The 16611-nt window shown below is 60.1% G+C and carries 10 protein-coding genes; 7 read left to right on the top strand and 3 right to left on the bottom strand.

What is annotated here, in order from left to right; translation table 11 throughout:
• The first annotated feature begins 642 nt into the window (after positions 1-642).
• Together N688_RS11545 and N688_RS23980 are read left to right on the top strand one after the other, a co-directional pair.
• Complete coding sequence (locus N688_RS11545; RefSeq protein WP_052889422.1) at positions 643-1059, top strand: hypothetical protein; 417 nt, start codon at positions 643-645, stop codon at positions 1057-1059.
• 572 nt (positions 1060-1631) lie between these two features.
• Complete coding sequence (locus N688_RS23980; protein ID WP_052889421.1) at positions 1632-3719, top strand: AAA family ATPase; 2088 nt, start codon at positions 1632-1634, stop codon at positions 3717-3719.
• A 312-nt stretch (positions 3720-4031) separates the two neighbouring features.
• On the opposite strand, the gene N688_RS11535 is transcribed toward N688_RS23980, so the two are convergent.
• Positions 4032-4403, bottom strand: a complete 372-nt coding sequence (locus N688_RS11535) for a hypothetical protein (RefSeq protein ID WP_052889420.1) — start codon at positions 4401-4403, stop codon at positions 4032-4034.
• Positions 4404-4900: 497 nt separating this feature from the next.
• Here N688_RS11535 and N688_RS11525 point away from each other — a divergent pair, with 497 nt between their 5' ends.
• From N688_RS11525 to N688_RS11510, 4 genes are all read left to right on the top strand, one after another.
• Positions 4901-6127, top strand: coding sequence for a hypothetical protein (locus N688_RS11525; RefSeq protein ID WP_156025389.1), 1227 nt, complete (start codon positions 4901-4903; stop codon positions 6125-6127).
• Positions 6128-6810: 683 nt separating this feature from the next.
• Entirely contained in the window at positions 6811-8763 is a 1953-nt protein-coding gene (locus N688_RS11520; RefSeq protein ID WP_052889417.1) for a cytochrome P450, read from the top strand.
• The gene (locus tag N688_RS11515) at positions 8760-9608 is read left to right on the top strand and encodes a thioesterase II family protein (RefSeq protein WP_052889416.1); all 849 of its coding nucleotides are present in this window, start codon (positions 8760-8762) and stop codon (positions 9606-9608) included. The genes N688_RS11520 and N688_RS11515 overlap by 4 nt, the downstream gene beginning before the upstream one ends.
• A 67-nt stretch (positions 9609-9675) precedes the next feature.
• On the top strand, positions 9676-11502 hold the full coding sequence (locus N688_RS11510; protein WP_052889415.1) for a hypothetical protein: 1827 nt from the start codon (positions 9676-9678) through the stop codon (positions 11500-11502).
• A gap of 251 nt (positions 11503-11753) precedes the next feature.
• Here N688_RS11510 and N688_RS11505 read toward each other — a convergent pair whose 3' ends face one another.
• Positions 11754-13259 (bottom strand): MDR family MFS transporter, encoded by a 1506-nt coding sequence (locus N688_RS11505; protein WP_052889414.1) that lies wholly within the window; start codon positions 13257-13259, stop codon positions 11754-11756.
• Positions 13260-14669: 1410 nt separating this feature from the next.
• Positions 14670-15098 (bottom strand): tyrosine-type recombinase/integrase, encoded by a 429-nt coding sequence (locus N688_RS11500; RefSeq protein WP_052889413.1) that lies wholly within the window; start codon positions 15096-15098, stop codon positions 14670-14672.
• Between the two features lie 334 nt (positions 15099-15432).
• On the opposite strand from N688_RS11500, the gene N688_RS11495 reads away from it, so the two are divergent.
• On the top strand, positions 15433-15975 hold the full coding sequence (locus N688_RS11495) for a dihydrofolate reductase family protein (RefSeq protein WP_052889412.1): 543 nt from the start codon (positions 15433-15435) through the stop codon (positions 15973-15975).
• Positions 15976-16611 lie beyond the last annotated feature (636 nt).

Raw genomic sequence — 16611 nt, 5'->3', positions numbered from 1 at the left:
GCGGGTACCAGCAGGGGTCGGATGATGAAAGTATCGATCAGCACACCCGCACTGATCGCGAAGAACGATTCGGCTGAAGCATCCCTGGCTTTTTGCCAAGGTAGAGATTGGGGAAGCCAGGGATACTCGATCCGGCTCGGGTGTATGACACCCGGAGTTGGGAGACGATCTCTCATGTTTACGAGACACCGGTCACTTATAGCCTTTCTCGGAAGGCATCTGCACGCTGTCTGGCTATAGCTGTACCGGGCGTTGAGAACGGCCTCATCCGCGATGATGGCTGTGTCTAAATAGGGAGGCATCCTTCTCTGTCCCTTGACAACGTGTGCTGTCGCTTCTACAATGCGTACAAAACATGTGGAAAAGCCTTGCGAGCAGCTCAGGCCGGATGGGAGCACGAAGTATAGAGTACTCTTTCATGATTGATCTCGCTATTTATTTTTTTCTGCTTTACAAAAAGCGAGGTGAGCGATGTGCGCGGATGATCCAACGAGGCTGCCGCAAGAAATGACCCAGTCTCCCACGAGCAATGATCTCCCCGACGCGACAGCTGGTGCAGGTCCCTATCCGTATAAGGAAACATGGGAACTTCCCCCACTCCCGCCGCCACCTCCTGCTTCAGGGCATGCAAGAAAGCGTCTCATGACCCTGCTGCTGCTCTGTCTGGTTCTCGTCTCTGCCAGTGCTGGGGTGCTCGTGGCAACGCTGTACTGGCGAAGTCAGCCAGGTGCACTTGCTTCCCGCTCCACGGGACCCAGATCGGTGTCGTCTCCAGGGGCCAGAGCGAGGCCGTCCTCTCTTTCCTCTGCGACTTCCCTGCCAACCCTGCTGCCGACCCCGACGTCGGACCTGAGCTACACCGCCGAGGACATTCTGCGAGACTTTATCGCCGCCGGTGCTCATCCTTTCACTATCCAGCAGAACGGAACGATCTCAGCATGGACCGGCGGCGCCTTCTCCGTTGTCCCGACGACCATCTTTCTTCATGCCCGCTGCCTGCTGTTAGGGGCTGATACCTTTTCGATCTCTATCCAGGTAGTCAAGCAATACTGTACCTGAGCAGCCCGAGGAAGGGAGGTACGCCAGTGCGTGAAGGGGTGTTCCTCACCCTTGTGGAGACAGGCGTTTGCCACTATTCTCTCGGGCCTCTCTTCATGGCTGTGCCTGTGCGGCGTGAGGGGGAAGCCAGGGGGCCGGGAATCCTCTCCCCCGCCACTGACGGGAACGGGCCTCGGCAATCCCCTGTGTGCTGCCAGAGGAAGACGAGCTGCCGCGGAAGCAAGATCTCCTCTCTCCAGGGACAGCGGAGATTCAGACGGACTGATGGTCTGCCTGGTCCAATAAGCCGCGTCTGCTGAGTAGATGCCATGACTTGCCGCTGCAGTCCACCAGGCGAGGGCGCTCGCTCGGCTGTGCGCAGGCAGCCTGAAGAAACAGCGGCTTGTGCACCCGGAGACTGCTGCCTGACCGATCAGGAGGCGCTCTCTTCTTGGGGGCAGGAGGACGATCTTGCGGCTCCCCCCTCAAGAGAGAGAAACTGGTGAGCGCGGAGAACAGAGAGAAGTAGCTCTCTGTCCCAGAGCAACAAGCGGCTCGGCTCAACCCCCATCTTCTTCAGGAAGGGACAATCGATGATCATTCGAGCAATTTCGGTGAAACACTTTCTCTCTTTTGACTCTTTTTCGTGGCCGGATCTTGATCCCCGGCTGAACGTGCTGGTAGGTCCGAACGGTGCAGGCAAGACGAATGTCTTTCGTGCCCTCAAGTGCGTGTATGATGCTTTGGCCCTGGACCGATCCCAGGCTGCCACAAGGTGGGAGCATGCAGGGTATCAAGGCGCTGAGGCGCAAACGATCGAGATCACCCTGGAGATTGAACTCAATACCGTCCAGGAACAGGATTGGTGTGTGCGCTTCTTCGCGGCGGTTCTCTGTGACCAGCCGTCTATCGATCAGGCTCTGAAGGCCCGGCAGCGTTCTGTTACTCCTGCTGGCCTCAAGCGATTCGATGCCTGGGTCCACCAACAGCTTTCCCGTGATCTGCTGACCTGGTTCTATCGAGGACGGCTTGTGCTCACCTATGATGAACAGTGGGGATGGCTCTGTCGCTATGAGGCGCCTCGCCAGGGAGCACCATTCTTCTTCTGCCTTGATCTCAGTCGGGGAGGGATTCTCTACGGGAGTGCTTCGCCAGCCTCAACGCCCATAGCTTCGTTATTTACTGCGTGGCTTGCTCACCTCGACCCGGCACAGCAGGAAGAGCTGTTGACCACGCTCTCTGGCACAGGAGGGTGCGCATTCCTTTCTGAACTCAATTCCTTTGACGTTCCTGCCTGGATTCCTGCCGATCAAGGCATTCGCCTCCAGGTGGAGGACTATCCACGACTTGTTCACCCCTCAGAGCTTGCTACGCACCGAGCGCTCCGCGAATCGCTGGTGATCCCTGCCGGCTCGCACCAACTGAGGAACGCGCATCTGCTGTTCCAGCAGCTGATGCAGCAATCCCTTCTGGCGCTCGATGAACTCCGTCTCCCTGCCGACCGTTCCCTGCTGGGGACAACAGCGGATAGCTCCTGGTCAGGGATAAGCGCGGGCGAACACCTGGCACGGTTGCTGTTTGCTAAGAAGAACGGTTCCATGACGGAGCGAAAACAGTATCAAGACATACAGAGGATTTTTACCTGTTTGACAGGTGAACACTGCGAAGTACGGCTGGCTTCGGGGGGGGATCACTCTGCGTCCTCAGACCAGGAGGTGGAAATAGTCATCCTCAATCGCTGGGGGGATCTTCCTCTCCGCTTCAGTGGAGCGGGCAGAGCTGAGGCGCTTTTGCTGGCTACCATCCTTGGAGAAGGTCCTGGTCGGATCCTCCTGCTGGATGAACCGGCCTTGCACCTGCACCCGTCGGCCCAGGTTCGCCTGCTCACTCTCCTGGGGCAGGACGGAGAAGACAGGCACCCTGGTCTTGTCCTTCCAGCGAATCAGGTGCTCTTGATCACTCATAGCCCCTCCCTGGTACCTGATAACAGGCTCACGTGCGTGAGCCGTTTCTCTGCTGGAGGCGGGGCGAAGAGCACAGTTCGCTCGACCTTCGGTGGCAGCCCGTATCTTCCAGAGCCGAAATTGCAGCGGTTCCTCAAAGAGAATCCCTCAGCCAAAGCGCTCCTGTTCAGCCAGGCCGTGCTGCTGGTTGAAGGAGAAACCGAGCAGGGAGCTTTGCCAGTCTGGTACCCAGACCTGCTGAACCGGGGTGGTGTCGTGCTCTCAGTGGACGGCAAGGCGAATTTTGCGCGATGGGTTGCCCTTCTCCAACCGCTCTCCATTCCCTGGGCCGTCCTTGGCGACGGGGATCTGTGCTGGGACAAGGCCAACAACTCAAAGGACCCCATCTTCTGGATACGGAAGATCCTGGAAGTGGCTGGTCGAACTTTACCTGCTCCTCCAGAAGGGGTGGAGAGCGATTCTCAGGCGTTCCAGCGCTGGACTGAACAGCTCGAATCTTTCGGAGTGTTCACCCTGGCCACACGCGCTAACGAGGGTTTTGAAGTGGCTGTGGAAGCAGAGCTACCGCAGGAGGTACGTACTCAAGCCGGGCAGTTTTCAAGCAAGGTGGCTCGGGGGAGGTTCCTTGCCACCCACTGCTCGTGTCCTGAGCGGGTGCAGAAGGTGCTCAAAAGGATTCTGCGTTATCTTGAGACAGGGAGCACGTATGGGTCGTGAGGCAGGGGGTTCCCGGGTCCTTCCGCCTTGTCATCACGTCGTGGTGATGCGAGAAAAGCGCGTCCTGGCGGGTTTCAACGCCTGCTGGTTGGACGCTGGATGGTTCACCCTGGTGAAGAACGGGAGTCGTTGCGAGACCAGGCAAGTGCTGCACGCTTCAGCTGAGCAATCGCCGAGAGGCAGATGCCACGCCTGGAACGGTGCCTCCCAACTGGCCACAAGGTTGCGTCTGTGGGCAGCCCTCTCCTCCTCTGGACTCCCTGGATGCTCCGACCAGCGGCAGCCCTCAGTCTGGAGGGGCCACCACTTCCATCAGCACCCCTTCGCTGCTCCCCAGCTTGTTGGCGTCTGGGGGCCTGCTTTGAGAATCGCCTCCACGTGGTTTGCTGCGAGGGCACGATGAGCGAGCAGGCGCAGGGCGCGCCACCTGTCAGCCTCGCCAGCCAGTCCGCGGCAGTGTTTCGTCAGCACGACCCTCCCTGCGCTCTCCGCCTCCGTGCGATCTTCACAAGGACCGCTGATGAGCATCAGCGGTGTATAGCCTCGCTGGTTACTCCTCTTGCGATCCAGCTTCCAGATACGGTAGGAGAGGGTAGTGGCGTAGAAGTGCTCTGGGGAGACCTCAGTACGTGTGCATCTCGAAAAGCGCGCATATCTCAAATCATACAGGGTTTTTGTCTCCATCGTTGTCTGCCCCTTTTCTCCTGCGAGTTGCTCCGAAGAAGGATATCACCGCGCATGGCAGCACGTGTGCCATGCTGATGGGTGAGCAGCGGAAGCACAGCCAGGCTGGCTGCTGATCGCTGTGTCTTCATACTCCTGGCCTCTTGTGCTGCCCCTGCTTGCCGACGTCCGCTCTCGACCCCACCTGGTGCATCACCAGGACCCCGTGCTGTGGCCCCGGCCCGGTCCTTCCCGCCTGGCTCCCAGACGCTTCCTGCCTGGCTCCCAGGAGATTCCCAGGGCGCTCCCGTTGTCCTGGGGGTCCAGTGCGCTAGACTGTCCCATGAGTGCGGCTGGCCCTCCGATGCCCAACCTCACCGATGAGATGGAGGAAGGGAAGGCTGCTCTTGGAGAGGAGGAAGCCACCCGCGACAAGGAGTCTTGCGCTGGCCCTTCTGACGGGCAGGCTGAGAAGCTGCTCCTCCGCTGTCAAGCCAGCAAGAAAGGAGAACTATCTGATGACAGGCGAACCACCTGGCGCTTCTGCAGGGCCGTCCTCTGGCCCGTTGCACCAGGCCGATCAACATGGGGAGCGACCCCTGTCGCCGACCCCCACTGCGAGCCCACGGCCTGTCGACGCCAGTGATAGGCGTGACCCGGCTGCTATGAGCGATCCTGTGGACCCGTTCACCTCCTTCGTCCTCCAGGAGGGGGCTGCTCCCGATCTGGAGACAGAGGTGGACCATGAAAGCTGGAGCGATGCCTTTCCGCTCCCGTTTCAACTCTCTGAGCCGCTCCCTGCTCTGGCCTCCGAGCAGACGGCCCCGGCGGGGGCGCCAGGAGCAGGGAGAGCGCCGTCTTCATCCCGTCCAGGAAGCCCGTCTCCAGGAGGTACGCGCTGGCGGATGTGGCTCAAGCCTGGTCTGATCAGCGTTGTCGTCGTCCTGACAGTAGGGTTTCTAGGGTTCACTCTGCTTGCTCCCGCTGCCTCGCCCCATCCACCGGCGACGCACGCAACGACGGTTGCGCAGCAGCGCTCTACTCCTGGAGGAGCCACACCCGGGACCCGTCGTGGCTCGTCGCCGGTGGCTACGGCTCCTCCGTCCCGGCTCCCTCCTCAGGCGCTCTCGCCGACGGCGACTGGCGCCAGCGACCCGGGCAACTGGATACCGGTTTCCCTCCCCACTGGGTGGACCAGTGCGGGGCTGACGCTGGGGGATGCGCTGTTTGCTGAACGGACGGCTGTCACGTTTACGGATCGCGAGATGAGCCTGGATTATCGCTCTGTCGGGACTCGCGCCCAACATGGAGGAACGCTGACAGCAGCAGTGTTCCTGCTCACTCCGGCGGCTCGTGAGCGGTTTCGGCAGCAAGATGTCCGGGTGACGACGAACCAGCTCTACGATCTTGTGGTAGGAGAACGCCTGATTCAGGCGGTCATCGATCCACAGCCTCGCCTGATGGCCTTTGCCGTTCGCGGGCAGCAGCAGTTTGCGTGGGTAGAGGTCACGTTTACGCTGTGGCAGTCTCTGACTGATCCCCAGACAGGCCAGTCCCAGCAGGGGCTGATGAAGGACCCGACCAGCCAACAACCGCGTGTCCATCGGATGGGCGTCCTGCTCGTGCGTGTGCCGCCTGCCAGCCAGGGAGCCAATGCGCCGATGGGGGGCACAGGCTGGCTGGTCTCCAATTATGGGCTGGACACCCCTGGCAAGGCCCTCCCTCCCCTCTTGCAACCGGCATGAAGTGGCGCCTCTCCGCTTAGCGCGGGATAGCTGCCTGACATGCCTGTCGGAATCATTCAGGCTGCCAGGCAATCCCGTGCCTGCATCGGTTTAGGATGGGCTGCCTGCCGACCGACTCGTTGAGCCAGCTGGCAGCCATAGAGGGAAGAGGTCACTTGTCGCAAGTGCCTGCTCCCTTCCCGGTAAGGAGAGAGAGAGCAGAGCAGGGCAATCGATGGTCTTTATCCGATCGATTGCTGTCTGAACGCTGCTGGCAGTGCTGCTTGCCCGGTATGTGCTACAAAGACACTCCATTCTTCTGTAATTTGTTATCATGTCATCGAATAGAGTATTCCTTGACACAACTGGGAAGCCTGTGCTACAGTAAGAAGATCGCTTATGTGATACAACAGGTGCCAACATTATCTTATCCTCCTTGCTGCGATTGGGGACGGGAAGGGGAGAGAGGGGCCAGTCGTGTACCTCCCTGGAGTGTTCCCATCCGCTTGCAAGATCCGTCTTCCTCGGAAGATCGCGTGCTGCCACGCAGGCCACCTCAAGCGAAGGGCAGGATGCGAAGCGACGCAGCTTTGATGTCGCGGCCTGGAGAGCGCAAAGCATCGGTTTCCTCCTGTTGCTCTCCTTGCTCTGTGGACGAATCATTCGTAGGCTGTTCATCTGGAACATCCAGGAGTCTTTCTGCGATGACGCTTGCACGAATGACACTCCATGCGTGCCTTCGTCGGCTTGATGATCCTGTGGTCGTCGCCGATCCCTTCCCGTGGTATGCCTTCCTTCGGCGCTGCGGGCCGCTCGTTTTTGAGCCAGACGGGCACCGCTGGGTCTGTACCGGTTATCAGGAGGCCAGAGCGATTCTGGGCGACCAGAGAGGGCGTTTCGGAGCGCTGCCGGTTCGCTGGCAAGCGAGTGCCAGGGAGTGCGCGCCGGTGCAACTGCCTCCCCTGCACCAGGTGCTCAGGCTCGCTGCGCCGTTCCTGGAAGGCCCGCTTCATCGCCAGGTCCGCAGAGCGCTGCAGCCGCATTGCAGCCCCCAGATGGTCGAGCAGAGGACGGCTGCACTGCAACAGCTGATCGATGAGCAGGTGGCTGTCCTGGCGCCTGCCCCCCATGAGGCCGGCATCGATCTGCTCGCGGATTTTGCTGAGCCGCTCGCACGCGCGGCTCAGGCCCGCTTCCTGACCCTGCCCTCCGACTCGCTGGCATCCCTCTCCCGCTGGGGTGACGCTGCTCAAGCGGCTCTCGCTGGGTGGGCTGGCTACTCAACGGCTCAGGTGGAGCAGCTGTCTGAATGGTTGACCGAGGCCCTGGAGTATTTCGCTCGTCTGGTCAAGGCCCGCCGGCTCCATCCTCAGCGCGACCTGGTCAGCCACCTGCTGCAGGTCCTGGGAGCGAATCGAGGCGTCCCACGCTCAGCAGAGCAAGAAGCCGGCTCTGGTGCGATCGTGGTTGCCACGCTGCTGGCCATGCTGGCCGCAGGTTCTCACGGGGTGGCTCACCTGATCGCCATGACGCTGCTGTGGCTCTGGCGAGAGCCAGCTCTGCGCGAGCAGCTTGAGCACGAGCCGGCGCTCTGGCCTGCGTTCCTCAAAGAGGTCGCGCGGCTTGACGGTCCACAACACGTCCTCGCTCGTCAGGCGCTGCAGGATGTCGTCCTGAGCAACAAACGCATTCGGCGAGGGCAGACTGTGCTGATCGTGCTGGCAGCAGCCGATCGTGATCGGTTGGTGTACGCCCCAGAGCCAGATGCCTGCAGGCTTGATCGCGACCAGAGCCATCCGCCGCTCGCTTTTGGTTGGGGACCACATGCCTGCCTGGGAGAGGACCACACGCTGCATCTGGTGCAGATGGCCGCCTCGTCATTCCTCCGGCAGTTCCCGGCAGCTCAGCTGGCCGTCTCAGAGCCAGCGCTGTGCTGGAAGAACCTGGGGGGCCTCCGCCTGCTGCAGCAGGTGCCAGTCGCTCTCAGGGCTCCTGCGCCAGGTCATGTCCCCATTCAGACCAGCCCGGTGAGCAGAGAAAGGAAAGAGGGTTCAGCGAAAACGCAGCTCTGCCGGAAGCCCTATACCCTTGATCTGACACCAGATGGTTCGACGGCGGTCCTGTCGCTGGATCTGGCGCACCTGGAACACCACACGGTGCACATTGAGGTGCAGCCAGAGCAGGTCGTGGTCACCGCCGGGGAAGCCGGCTACCAGGAACGCGCCATCGTGGCCCGGTCCCGAGCTGGCCAGGAGGGGTCTGCCTCACCGGTAGAGCAGCAGGTCCACCATGATGGCGTCGAGCAAGGCATCCCTCTTGAGAACGGTCAGCAGGAGAGACAGCGCTGGAGCCAGGGCGTCGGGCGCGCGTCCAGCGAGCTGGAAGCGCACCTCTGCCACCTGTTCAGCCAGATTCTCGATCGGGATCCAGGCCAGGTCGATCGAGACACCGATTTCTTTGAGGCCGGTGGCGACTCTCTCGATGTTGCCATCCTCCTGACCAGCATCCATGAGCAGTTCCAGATCGATCTTGATCCGTTCGTCGTCTTCGACCATCCAATCCTGGGGGAGCTGCTGACTATCATGGAGACGCTGGTCGTGGCCCCGCAGAGAGATGAGTCTGACATCTGCAGCCAGGCTGAGGAGGCCCCGCGATGATCTCGCTAGACCCTGCACAGTGGGTGCGCCGTCCACGGCGCCTTGACCAGCCCGCACTACGGTTGTTCTGCCTTCCCTATGCCGGTGGTGATCATACCCTGTTTCATCGCTGGCCTGATCTCTTGCCAGAGGCAGTGCGTGATCACCTGGAAATTTGTCCGATCCAGCTCCCCGGTCGTGCGCATCGGGTTCGAGAATACCCCCTATTCACCTCTATGCCCATGCTCATTAACACACTTGTCCCGCCGACTCTGGCTGCTTCTCCGCTCGCTCCCTGGCTGGATCGACCATTTGCGTTCTTTGGGGCAGGTCTCGGAGGGCTGATTGCCTTTGAACTGGCGCGGGCGCTCTCTACGCGGCATCAGTTGTCACCAGTGGCACTTTGCGTTGCGGCCTGTCGCGCACCGCATCTTCCAGGCCCCCATCCACTTGAGGGGATGGAGCACTTCTCCGATGAAGAGGTCATCGAGCACGTGCGCGCTCTGGGTGGAACTCCTGAATATGTTCTGGCCGATGCGCGGCTCCTGCCGGTGATCCTCCCCAAGCTGCGGGCCGACGCGCTGCTGGAAGCAACCTATGCCTATGTCCCGGACATTGGACTCGATTGCCCAATCACGGTCTCTGGTGGGGAACAGGATGGGTTCGTAGGCATCCCCGAACTGCTAGCCTGGCAGGCGCATACGCACAGCACGTTTCGGCTCCAGCAATTTCCCGGGGATCATTTCTTTGTACGTGATGCGCCCGCGAGAGATCGCACTCTCCTATTGGAGCAGATTGGCAGGACGTGTTGCAAGACGTGCGGACAGCTATCTGCCGACGCAAGCTCTGCTCCCGTGCAGCGATGAGTGCCTTGTTCGATCTGCCTGATGACTTTCCTGAGAGGTATGCAGGAGAAGAAAGAGAGCAGTACGTATGCAGATAGATGATGTGCACGCGCTGTTGACAGAGTGCGCGCAGCAAGACCTGACACACCTGGCGACCATGGTTGCTCCAGGAGCATTGACTCTGCTCCAGGTTGAACCGGAAGATTCCTTCGAGATCGTCCGAGCGGGAATCGCCCAGCAATCACAGCCGATCATCCTGGCGCTCCCCGAGCATGGTCCCGCCCTGAGTTGTGATGAGCATTTCGCGCGTCTTGCTGAGGTCCCTGCACCGCCCATTGTCGGGATCGTTGTCCCGGACAGCCGCTTGGAGGCGCTGGCTCCCCTTGCTCATCAGTATGGAATGCACCTCTTCCCTTCGCTGGAACTGGTACTGACGACTGACGCCGCGCTGCGGTCGAGGGCTGTTTTACCAGGTGGAGCATCGCAAAGCACGCCTGGCGTCAGGTTGACTGGGGCCTCGTCTCCTGTCGCCTTAGACCCAGATGCAGGAACTGAAACAAGCCCTTCCGGGCAATCCCCGTCTTTTCAGAATCAGAAACCGATGTCTGGGTACATGCCGGGTGCTCTCGAGCCGGAGGATGCCAGCCGGTTTCCCGCGGGGGAGACCTTGCTGCCGAAGACGATCCTGTCGCCGTCTTCAGCTCCCGGGCAGACACAGAAGCGACGCCTGCCTGGCCTGGTCCCTCGTACAAAACTGGCGCTGCTCGCGCTTGTTAGCATGATCACGCTGGTGCTCTTCACGTTCCTCTGCTCGGTGCTGGTCGCTTCTCCATCGGCCACGCTGGTGGAGCCTCCAACGACTACGTTCGTAGGGACTCTGGCATTTGGCAGTAGTGGTCAACTCGATCCATTGGGTACACGGGGTCTCAACGATGTAATCACCCTCACGCTCCAACAGCTTCCCGCAGTGCCGGCGGCCAAAGCCGGGTACGCCTGGCTCCTTCCTGACCGATCAGATGATCAGACACCGCCGCTGCTGCTGGGCACCCTCTCGTCAACGAGAGGCAGAACCGTCCTGCTGACCTATCGCAGCCCTTCTCACCAGAATCTACTCGCTCAGTATAGCCGATTCCTGGTGACCGAGGAGGATGCGGCCAATCCGCCGATCACGCCCTCTCTCGACTCGACCACCTGGCGGTTGCTTGGAGCGATCCCTGACACGCCCACGCCGGGGGACGAGCAGCACTATAGTCTCCTCTCCCACCTGCGTCATCTGCTGGCCAGCGATCCTGAGCTGCAACACATTGGTCTCTCCGGAGGGCTGGCCCTCTGGCTCTCTCGCAATACGGAAAAGCTTCTGGAGTGGTCAAGTGCGGCGAGGGATGACTGGGCCTCCGGGACCCATACGGGGCTGTTGCGCCGGCAAGTGATCCGCATCCTGGACTACCTTGACGGCACCGCCTATGTTGGGCGTGATACTCCCGCTGGTACCCCGATCCTGGTTGATCCGAAGGCAGGGCGTATCGGTCTCCTGCAGATGGACCCCAACCAGGCACTCCCCAGTTATCTCGCCCATATCAGCCTGCACTTGAGTGGTCTCATCAATGCTCCTGGCCATGAGGCTTCCCAGCAGCAGATTGCCACGAGCGTAGACAGGCAGTTACAGGCCATTGCTGTCCTGATGCACCACATCCGCCAGGACGCAGTCCAGCTTGTCTCCATGAGCGATACGCAATTGCGGCAGGCAAAGGCACTCTCATTACTGGATGAGATGCTGACCAGCGCGAATACAGCCTACGTCGGGCAGCAAGATCCAACGACTGGTCTGGTGCAGGGGGGCGTGACCTGGATTCAGGGACAGCTCCAGCGGCTGGCTGTTGTTCCCATCAGGGCAGTGACTCCTCCACAGCGCTGATCAAGCCGTGAGGCGGGGAATGACTCCGATGAACAAGGCTGGCGTCCACAGGCAGGTGGCTGTCCGCTCCCTCCGAGGAAGTGAGTGCCTCGGGACGCTCCAACGGATGGGGCGCTTTGAGGCGGTAGGCAGACAGGCAGGTCGTACTGGCAAGGGACGAGACGAGTGAGAGCAGTCGGCAAACGTGTGTGAGGAGTGTCGGTGACTATGGGGAAGAGTGGAGCGGAGGCAGCCGCCTCCTGCTCCTGGTCTCACCGGTGACGGAGACGAACGGCTGCAGGACGGTAGGACGGATGCAGGCAATAGCGCCGGCGTGGTCCCGCCACACGAAGCACATAGTCCTGTCGTTCCAGGGCCTCTACCAGATGACGTGCCTGGGGATACGAGCAACATATCACCTGCTGGATGGTACGAAGGTCTAAATCAGTGCCTTGTGGAAGAAGGGTCAGATAGTTGAGCAGCGCACGCGAGCGTCTCCCTGGAGGCCCAGATTTCTTCCGGAGGGGGTAGGGGGGACCCGACCTCCGCAGCGCAGGAGTCTCTGCGCTGGGACGTGCTGCCTGCGTGGACGTCTGGTCTGGCGCTTTCCCGAGCACAAGGGGCAGCACAGCAACACTGGTTAGCAAACCACACAGCCACCAGAATCTGGGAGCGTCCCAGGAAAAGGCCAGGGTCCCCAGCGGCGGCCCGACCGTCTGGGCGAGGTTCCAGGTGAGCTCCCAGACACCCTGGTAACGACCACGCAAGTGCGCTGGCGCCAGATCGGCGACGTAGGCTGCAGAGGCGGGGTGATGGAGGATCTCACCCACACTCCAGAGTATCACTGTACCGGCCAGGAACACCAGGTTGGAGGCAAAGGCGACCAGCCCAAATCCCAGGGCGGTAAGCAGCCATCCTATGGCAATCAGTGGCAGCAAAGGGCATTTGCTGGTGACCTGGCTGAGAGGCAGCTCGAACACGATGACTACCAGGCCATTGAGCGAAAGCAGCGCTCCATAGACGGCGTTGGACAGACCCAGACTGTGCACCTGCAGAACAAGCGTGGACTGATGCTGGAAGTACACCATGGCCACTGCCAGGGAGCCGAGCAGGAAGAGCAGAAAACGAGGATCGTGATGAAGGGCTTCCACGAATCCGGCTCTTGTGGGTGGCTGCTGCTGAGCTGCACCACTGCTCTCAGCGGGCAAAGCGACCAGGGCCAGCACGCCGAAGATGACGGAAGAGAGCGCATCTGTCAGGAAGATCAAGAAGAAGAAGGCATGGCTGGCGAAGAAGCCAGCCAGGAGCGGACCGGCAGTAAAGCCGACATTGAGGACAAACCGGTACCAGGCGAAGGCGGACAGGCGCTGCTCCCTCGGCACCAGCTCGGTCAACAAAGCGCTGGCCGCCGGACGATAGAGGGCAGCACAGAAGCCGGCCAGGGTCGCCAGGCCCACCAGCGCCGGCATGGCACGCGCCTGTGATAAGGCCAGGGTGGCTGCGGCGGAAGAGAACATGGCGACCACGATAGTCCACCGTCTTCCCCGGTGGTCTGCCAGAGAGCCACCGAAGAGAGCTGCGGCCATGCTGCCCAGCCCATAGGCTCCTGCAGCGAAGCCTGCTTGCGCTGTGGGGTAGCCTTGAGCCGTCAGATAGACCAGGAGAAAGACCCCGACAAAGCTGCCGAACCGGTTCACGAAGATACCGCCTACCAGAATCCAGAAGGAGGGGGGGAACGGTGCCCCTGGCACCAGGATGCCTCTTCGTCGTCGTTGCATGGTGGTGATGGCTCCTTTCTCCTTTCCTGTACGGGAGGGAGATAGCCGGGCTCTCTCTTGGGAGAAGCAGAGGCGAAACTGCTGGCTGGCTCCTCCTTGGGTAGCAGAAGCCACCAACTCTCCATCTGCTGCGAAGAACATTGCCCGTGCTGACGTGTCTTGCCCCCTGAATGAAGATCGTGCGGCCTGATCGAACGCTGCTTCCCAGGTGCCCTATCGCCTGTGGACGAGGCAGGAGGAAGGCGACGGCCATTGAAAACAGGAGCGGCCCCAGGCCGCGGTTGAGGCCGGCGCCGTGTGCGAATGCGCCGAGTGGGTCAGCATGGGGCTGATGGCAGAAACCCAGAACGTGACCTGATAAGCTCTTCCTGAGACCAGCGGCACGGCACTGGGAGATTCTGGCCAGGGCCATGCTGGGAGTAGAATGAAGCAGAAACGTCTGCCCTCTTCCCTTCCTGGTCCACACCGGCAGCCAGTCATCGGCCCTCACCCCAAGAGAAGCTCGCGTCAGGAGTGTCGGTTCGATAAGCCGGGGCAAGACTGGCATCTGATAGACTCCCTCTGTGGTTTGGCGGAGGAGGAGAAGGCCCTTCCCGGCCATGTTGCACATTCTGCGTGACCTGGATGCGCTCGACGAAGAAGAGCGTACACGACGGTGGTGGGAAGCGTCTGGGAAGGAAGCGGGAAGGCAGCGGGAAAAGATCGGGAGGGTGGGAGAAAGGGAGTGGATCTGCAGCGGGAGGGAACAGCTTCCTTGGGAAGGCAGCAGGCGGAGACCTTGGTCGTGGTTCCATTGCGGCAGATCTCAGAAGAGGTTCAATGACAACAAGGCCATGTCTTGTAGTGCTTGTTGCTCTGGCTGGAGGTACTGATTGGCTCTTTGTCAGGAGAGCGCTGGAGTGAGGTGTGAGTGTGGATCTTGTCATTCGCCGTGCCGAGTATGAGAGGATGTTCTCTGAGGCGGACTGGGGAGAGTCGTTCTCTTTGCTTAATCTGGTGCAGCGGGTGTAGAGACTGACTTCTGGGGGAGGCCCCTGGAGCAACGCTGGGGACGCGCACCGCTCGCAAGGCTGCAGGAAGGTCAGTCAAACGAGAGCCTCTGCTCTTGCTTTGAGGCAACGCCTAGGTTATACTCTTTTCAGAGTGTCTGCCTTGGAATGCAGCATTCTGTCGATGTATCCCTGTCTCTTTTCATTAAGCTTGTAGATGTCATTAAGCTTGTAGATGAGTTGTGTGAACTGGCTTCTGGAGTCGAGTGGCAGCATTGATTTCTCTTTTGTTGGGTACCTGCCTTCCAAGCAGGCTGTCGCGGGTTCGAGTCCCGTCTCCCGCTCCCTCTTCCCAAGCCACGTGGCCGGCTCCCCACCATAGGGGAGCCGCCCTTTGTCCTCAAGACAGCTTAAGTGACAGTTATTTTTCCTGCTCTCTCCTCAACAGCTCTTCCATTTTCCGCAGGGCCTCCCCTTGCATCCCTGGCAACACATGTCCATAGATGCCCAGCGTGACCGTCACCTGGCTGTGACCGAGGAGCTCCTGGATCACATTGATAGGGACTCCCAGCGCGTGCAGGATGGTGGCCGTGCTATGCCTCAGATCGTGAAAATGGATCCGCGACAAGCCGGCCTGGTCCAGGATCTGGTAATACTGGTGGCGCACGAAGCTATCGGTCAGGAAATTGCCGTGCTGCGTGCAGAAGACCAGATCCTTCTGCTGCCAGCGGGCGCCCGCCTTGCGGCAAGCCTCCTGTTGCCCTTCCTGGTGCGCTTTCAAGGCGTCAATGGCGAGCGAGGGGAGCACGATAGAGCGCTTGCCCTTGCGGGCCTTGGTCTCCGTCTCCACGAAGCCATAGAAGCCATTGCCAGCCTTATAGCTAACGGTGCGCCGCGCCTACGCGCGGTCCGTGCGGGCTTTCTGCAATTGACTGGAAGCCCGAGGCTATATCTCGCGATCCCCGGCAGCAGATGTCAGAATGCCCAAGGTGGGCAAACCTCTCCCTCGGATCATTGAAGTAGACGCTTGTAAAAGCTATGAGACCCTCAAGGTCCACAACATGCGCAACGGGTGCGTACTCAAGGATCTTTACCGTTTTTGATTAGCTACATGAGAATGGTTTGAGGCGAACGCTTGGAATCAGCAAGTGCATTGCTGCGATATTCCTTTTAAGGAGATGAATATGGCCAAAATTGTTGCTTCAATGTTCGTGTCTCTAGATGGCATTGTTGAAAATCCTAACTGGACTTTTCGATTTACATGCGAAGAATCGCAAAAGTATAAATTCGATGAGCTTTTGAGCTGCTCTGCACTTCTTCTGGGGCGCAGAACCTACCAGGGATTCGCTGCCAGCTGGCCGAGCATGCAGGGAACTGGGGCATATGGAGAGCGCATGAACAGTTTGCCTAAGTTTGTGGTCTCTACTACGCTCTCAGAAGTGGAGTGGAACGCCAGCTTGCTCACGGGCGATCTCCCGGAAGCAGTCTCCCGGCTCAAGCAGCAGCCAGGGCAGGAGATATTGATTTTTGGCAGTGGGGAACTGGTCCACAGCCTGATGTCCCTGGATCTGATCGATGAATATCGGCTTATGGTCTTCCCTGTTGTGGTGGGCAGAGGCAAGCGTCTCTTCCGAGAGGGAAGCGAGATGAAGGTGCTGAAACTGATCGAAACCAGGACCTTCAGTTCCGGTGTCGTCGTCCTCACCTACCGACCAGAGCGGTCTTAGCCGGAGCGAAGCTGTCAGCCGTCGGCGATCGCTACGGGCCCGTGTGATGTTTCTGGTCCTGGAGTATGAAACGGTTTGTTCCTCCTGCAGGACCCAGAGAGGCAGAGACATCTGCCTCTCTGATCAATGCCGGCGACATTGGTGCCGGTCATGCGCTATACCAGACGTGCATAGGACAGCAGCAGATAGGGCAGGCGTGCTCCGGCTCCCCATATGATGCCCATCCATAGGGGGCCGGCTTTTCTGATCAGGTCAGGCGGGGCGATTGTGCTGATCAGGCTTATGTGGACATTGTGAGCGATGGCCTTCCTCTCGGCGTATCAGTGCAAACCAGCCAGCAGCATCGTCTCTGTCGCGAGCCAGCTCACTCCTGTAGTCAAGAGGAGAGCAGAATATCTCTCAAGAGTATACGCCAGAACACGCCGATTGTGTACTTCTTCTGCGCCCTAATGAAAGGAGAAGTAAAGGAAGACCCGCCCTGGACCAGGCACTCATATGCAAATACAGCTCACCACGAGGGGCCGTTACCTTCCTGGATAACCCTGGGCGGGATCACACTTTACCCTTCCGCCGGCTTCTCGTCTGCAATCCTGCCTGACTGCCTGGACATAGATCGAAGATAGACGATTTTGGGGG

Origin of the sequence: Thermogemmatispora carboxidivorans, assembly GCF_000702505.1 — a bacterium.
Classification (GTDB): domain Bacteria; phylum Chloroflexota; class Ktedonobacteria; order Ktedonobacterales; family Ktedonobacteraceae; genus Thermogemmatispora; species Thermogemmatispora carboxidivorans.
Note: the sequence above shows the minus strand (reverse complement) of the source record. Positions and strands in the feature narration are given on the sequence as shown.

Excerpts from the sequence above, each read along its gene's own strand:
- N688_RS11545 (WP_052889422.1), top strand. The coding sequence starts at position 643 with ATGACCCTGCTGCTGCTCTGTCTGGTTCTCGTCTCTGCCAGTGCTGGG.
- N688_RS11505 (WP_052889414.1), bottom strand. The coding sequence starts at position 13,259 with ATGCAACGACGACGAAGAGGCATCCTGGTGCCAGGGGCACCGTTCCCC.
- N688_RS11535 (WP_052889420.1), bottom strand. The coding sequence starts at position 4,403 with ATGGAGACAAAAACCCTGTATGATTTGAGATATGCGCGCTTTTCGAGA.
- N688_RS11525 (WP_156025389.1), top strand. The coding sequence starts at position 4,901 with ATGACAGGCGAACCACCTGGCGCTTCTGCAGGGCCGTCCTCTGGCCCG.
- N688_RS11510 (WP_052889415.1), top strand. The coding sequence starts at position 9,676 with ATGCAGATAGATGATGTGCACGCGCTGTTGACAGAGTGCGCGCAGCAA.
- N688_RS11515 (WP_052889416.1), top strand. The coding sequence starts at position 8,760 with ATGATCTCGCTAGACCCTGCACAGTGGGTGCGCCGTCCACGGCGCCTT.
- N688_RS23980 (WP_052889421.1), top strand. The coding sequence starts at position 1,632 with ATGATCATTCGAGCAATTTCGGTGAAACACTTTCTCTCTTTTGACTCT.
- N688_RS11495 (WP_052889412.1), top strand. The coding sequence starts at position 15,433 with ATGGCCAAAATTGTTGCTTCAATGTTCGTGTCTCTAGATGGCATTGTT.
- N688_RS11520 (WP_052889417.1), top strand. The coding sequence starts at position 6,811 with ATGACGCTTGCACGAATGACACTCCATGCGTGCCTTCGTCGGCTTGAT.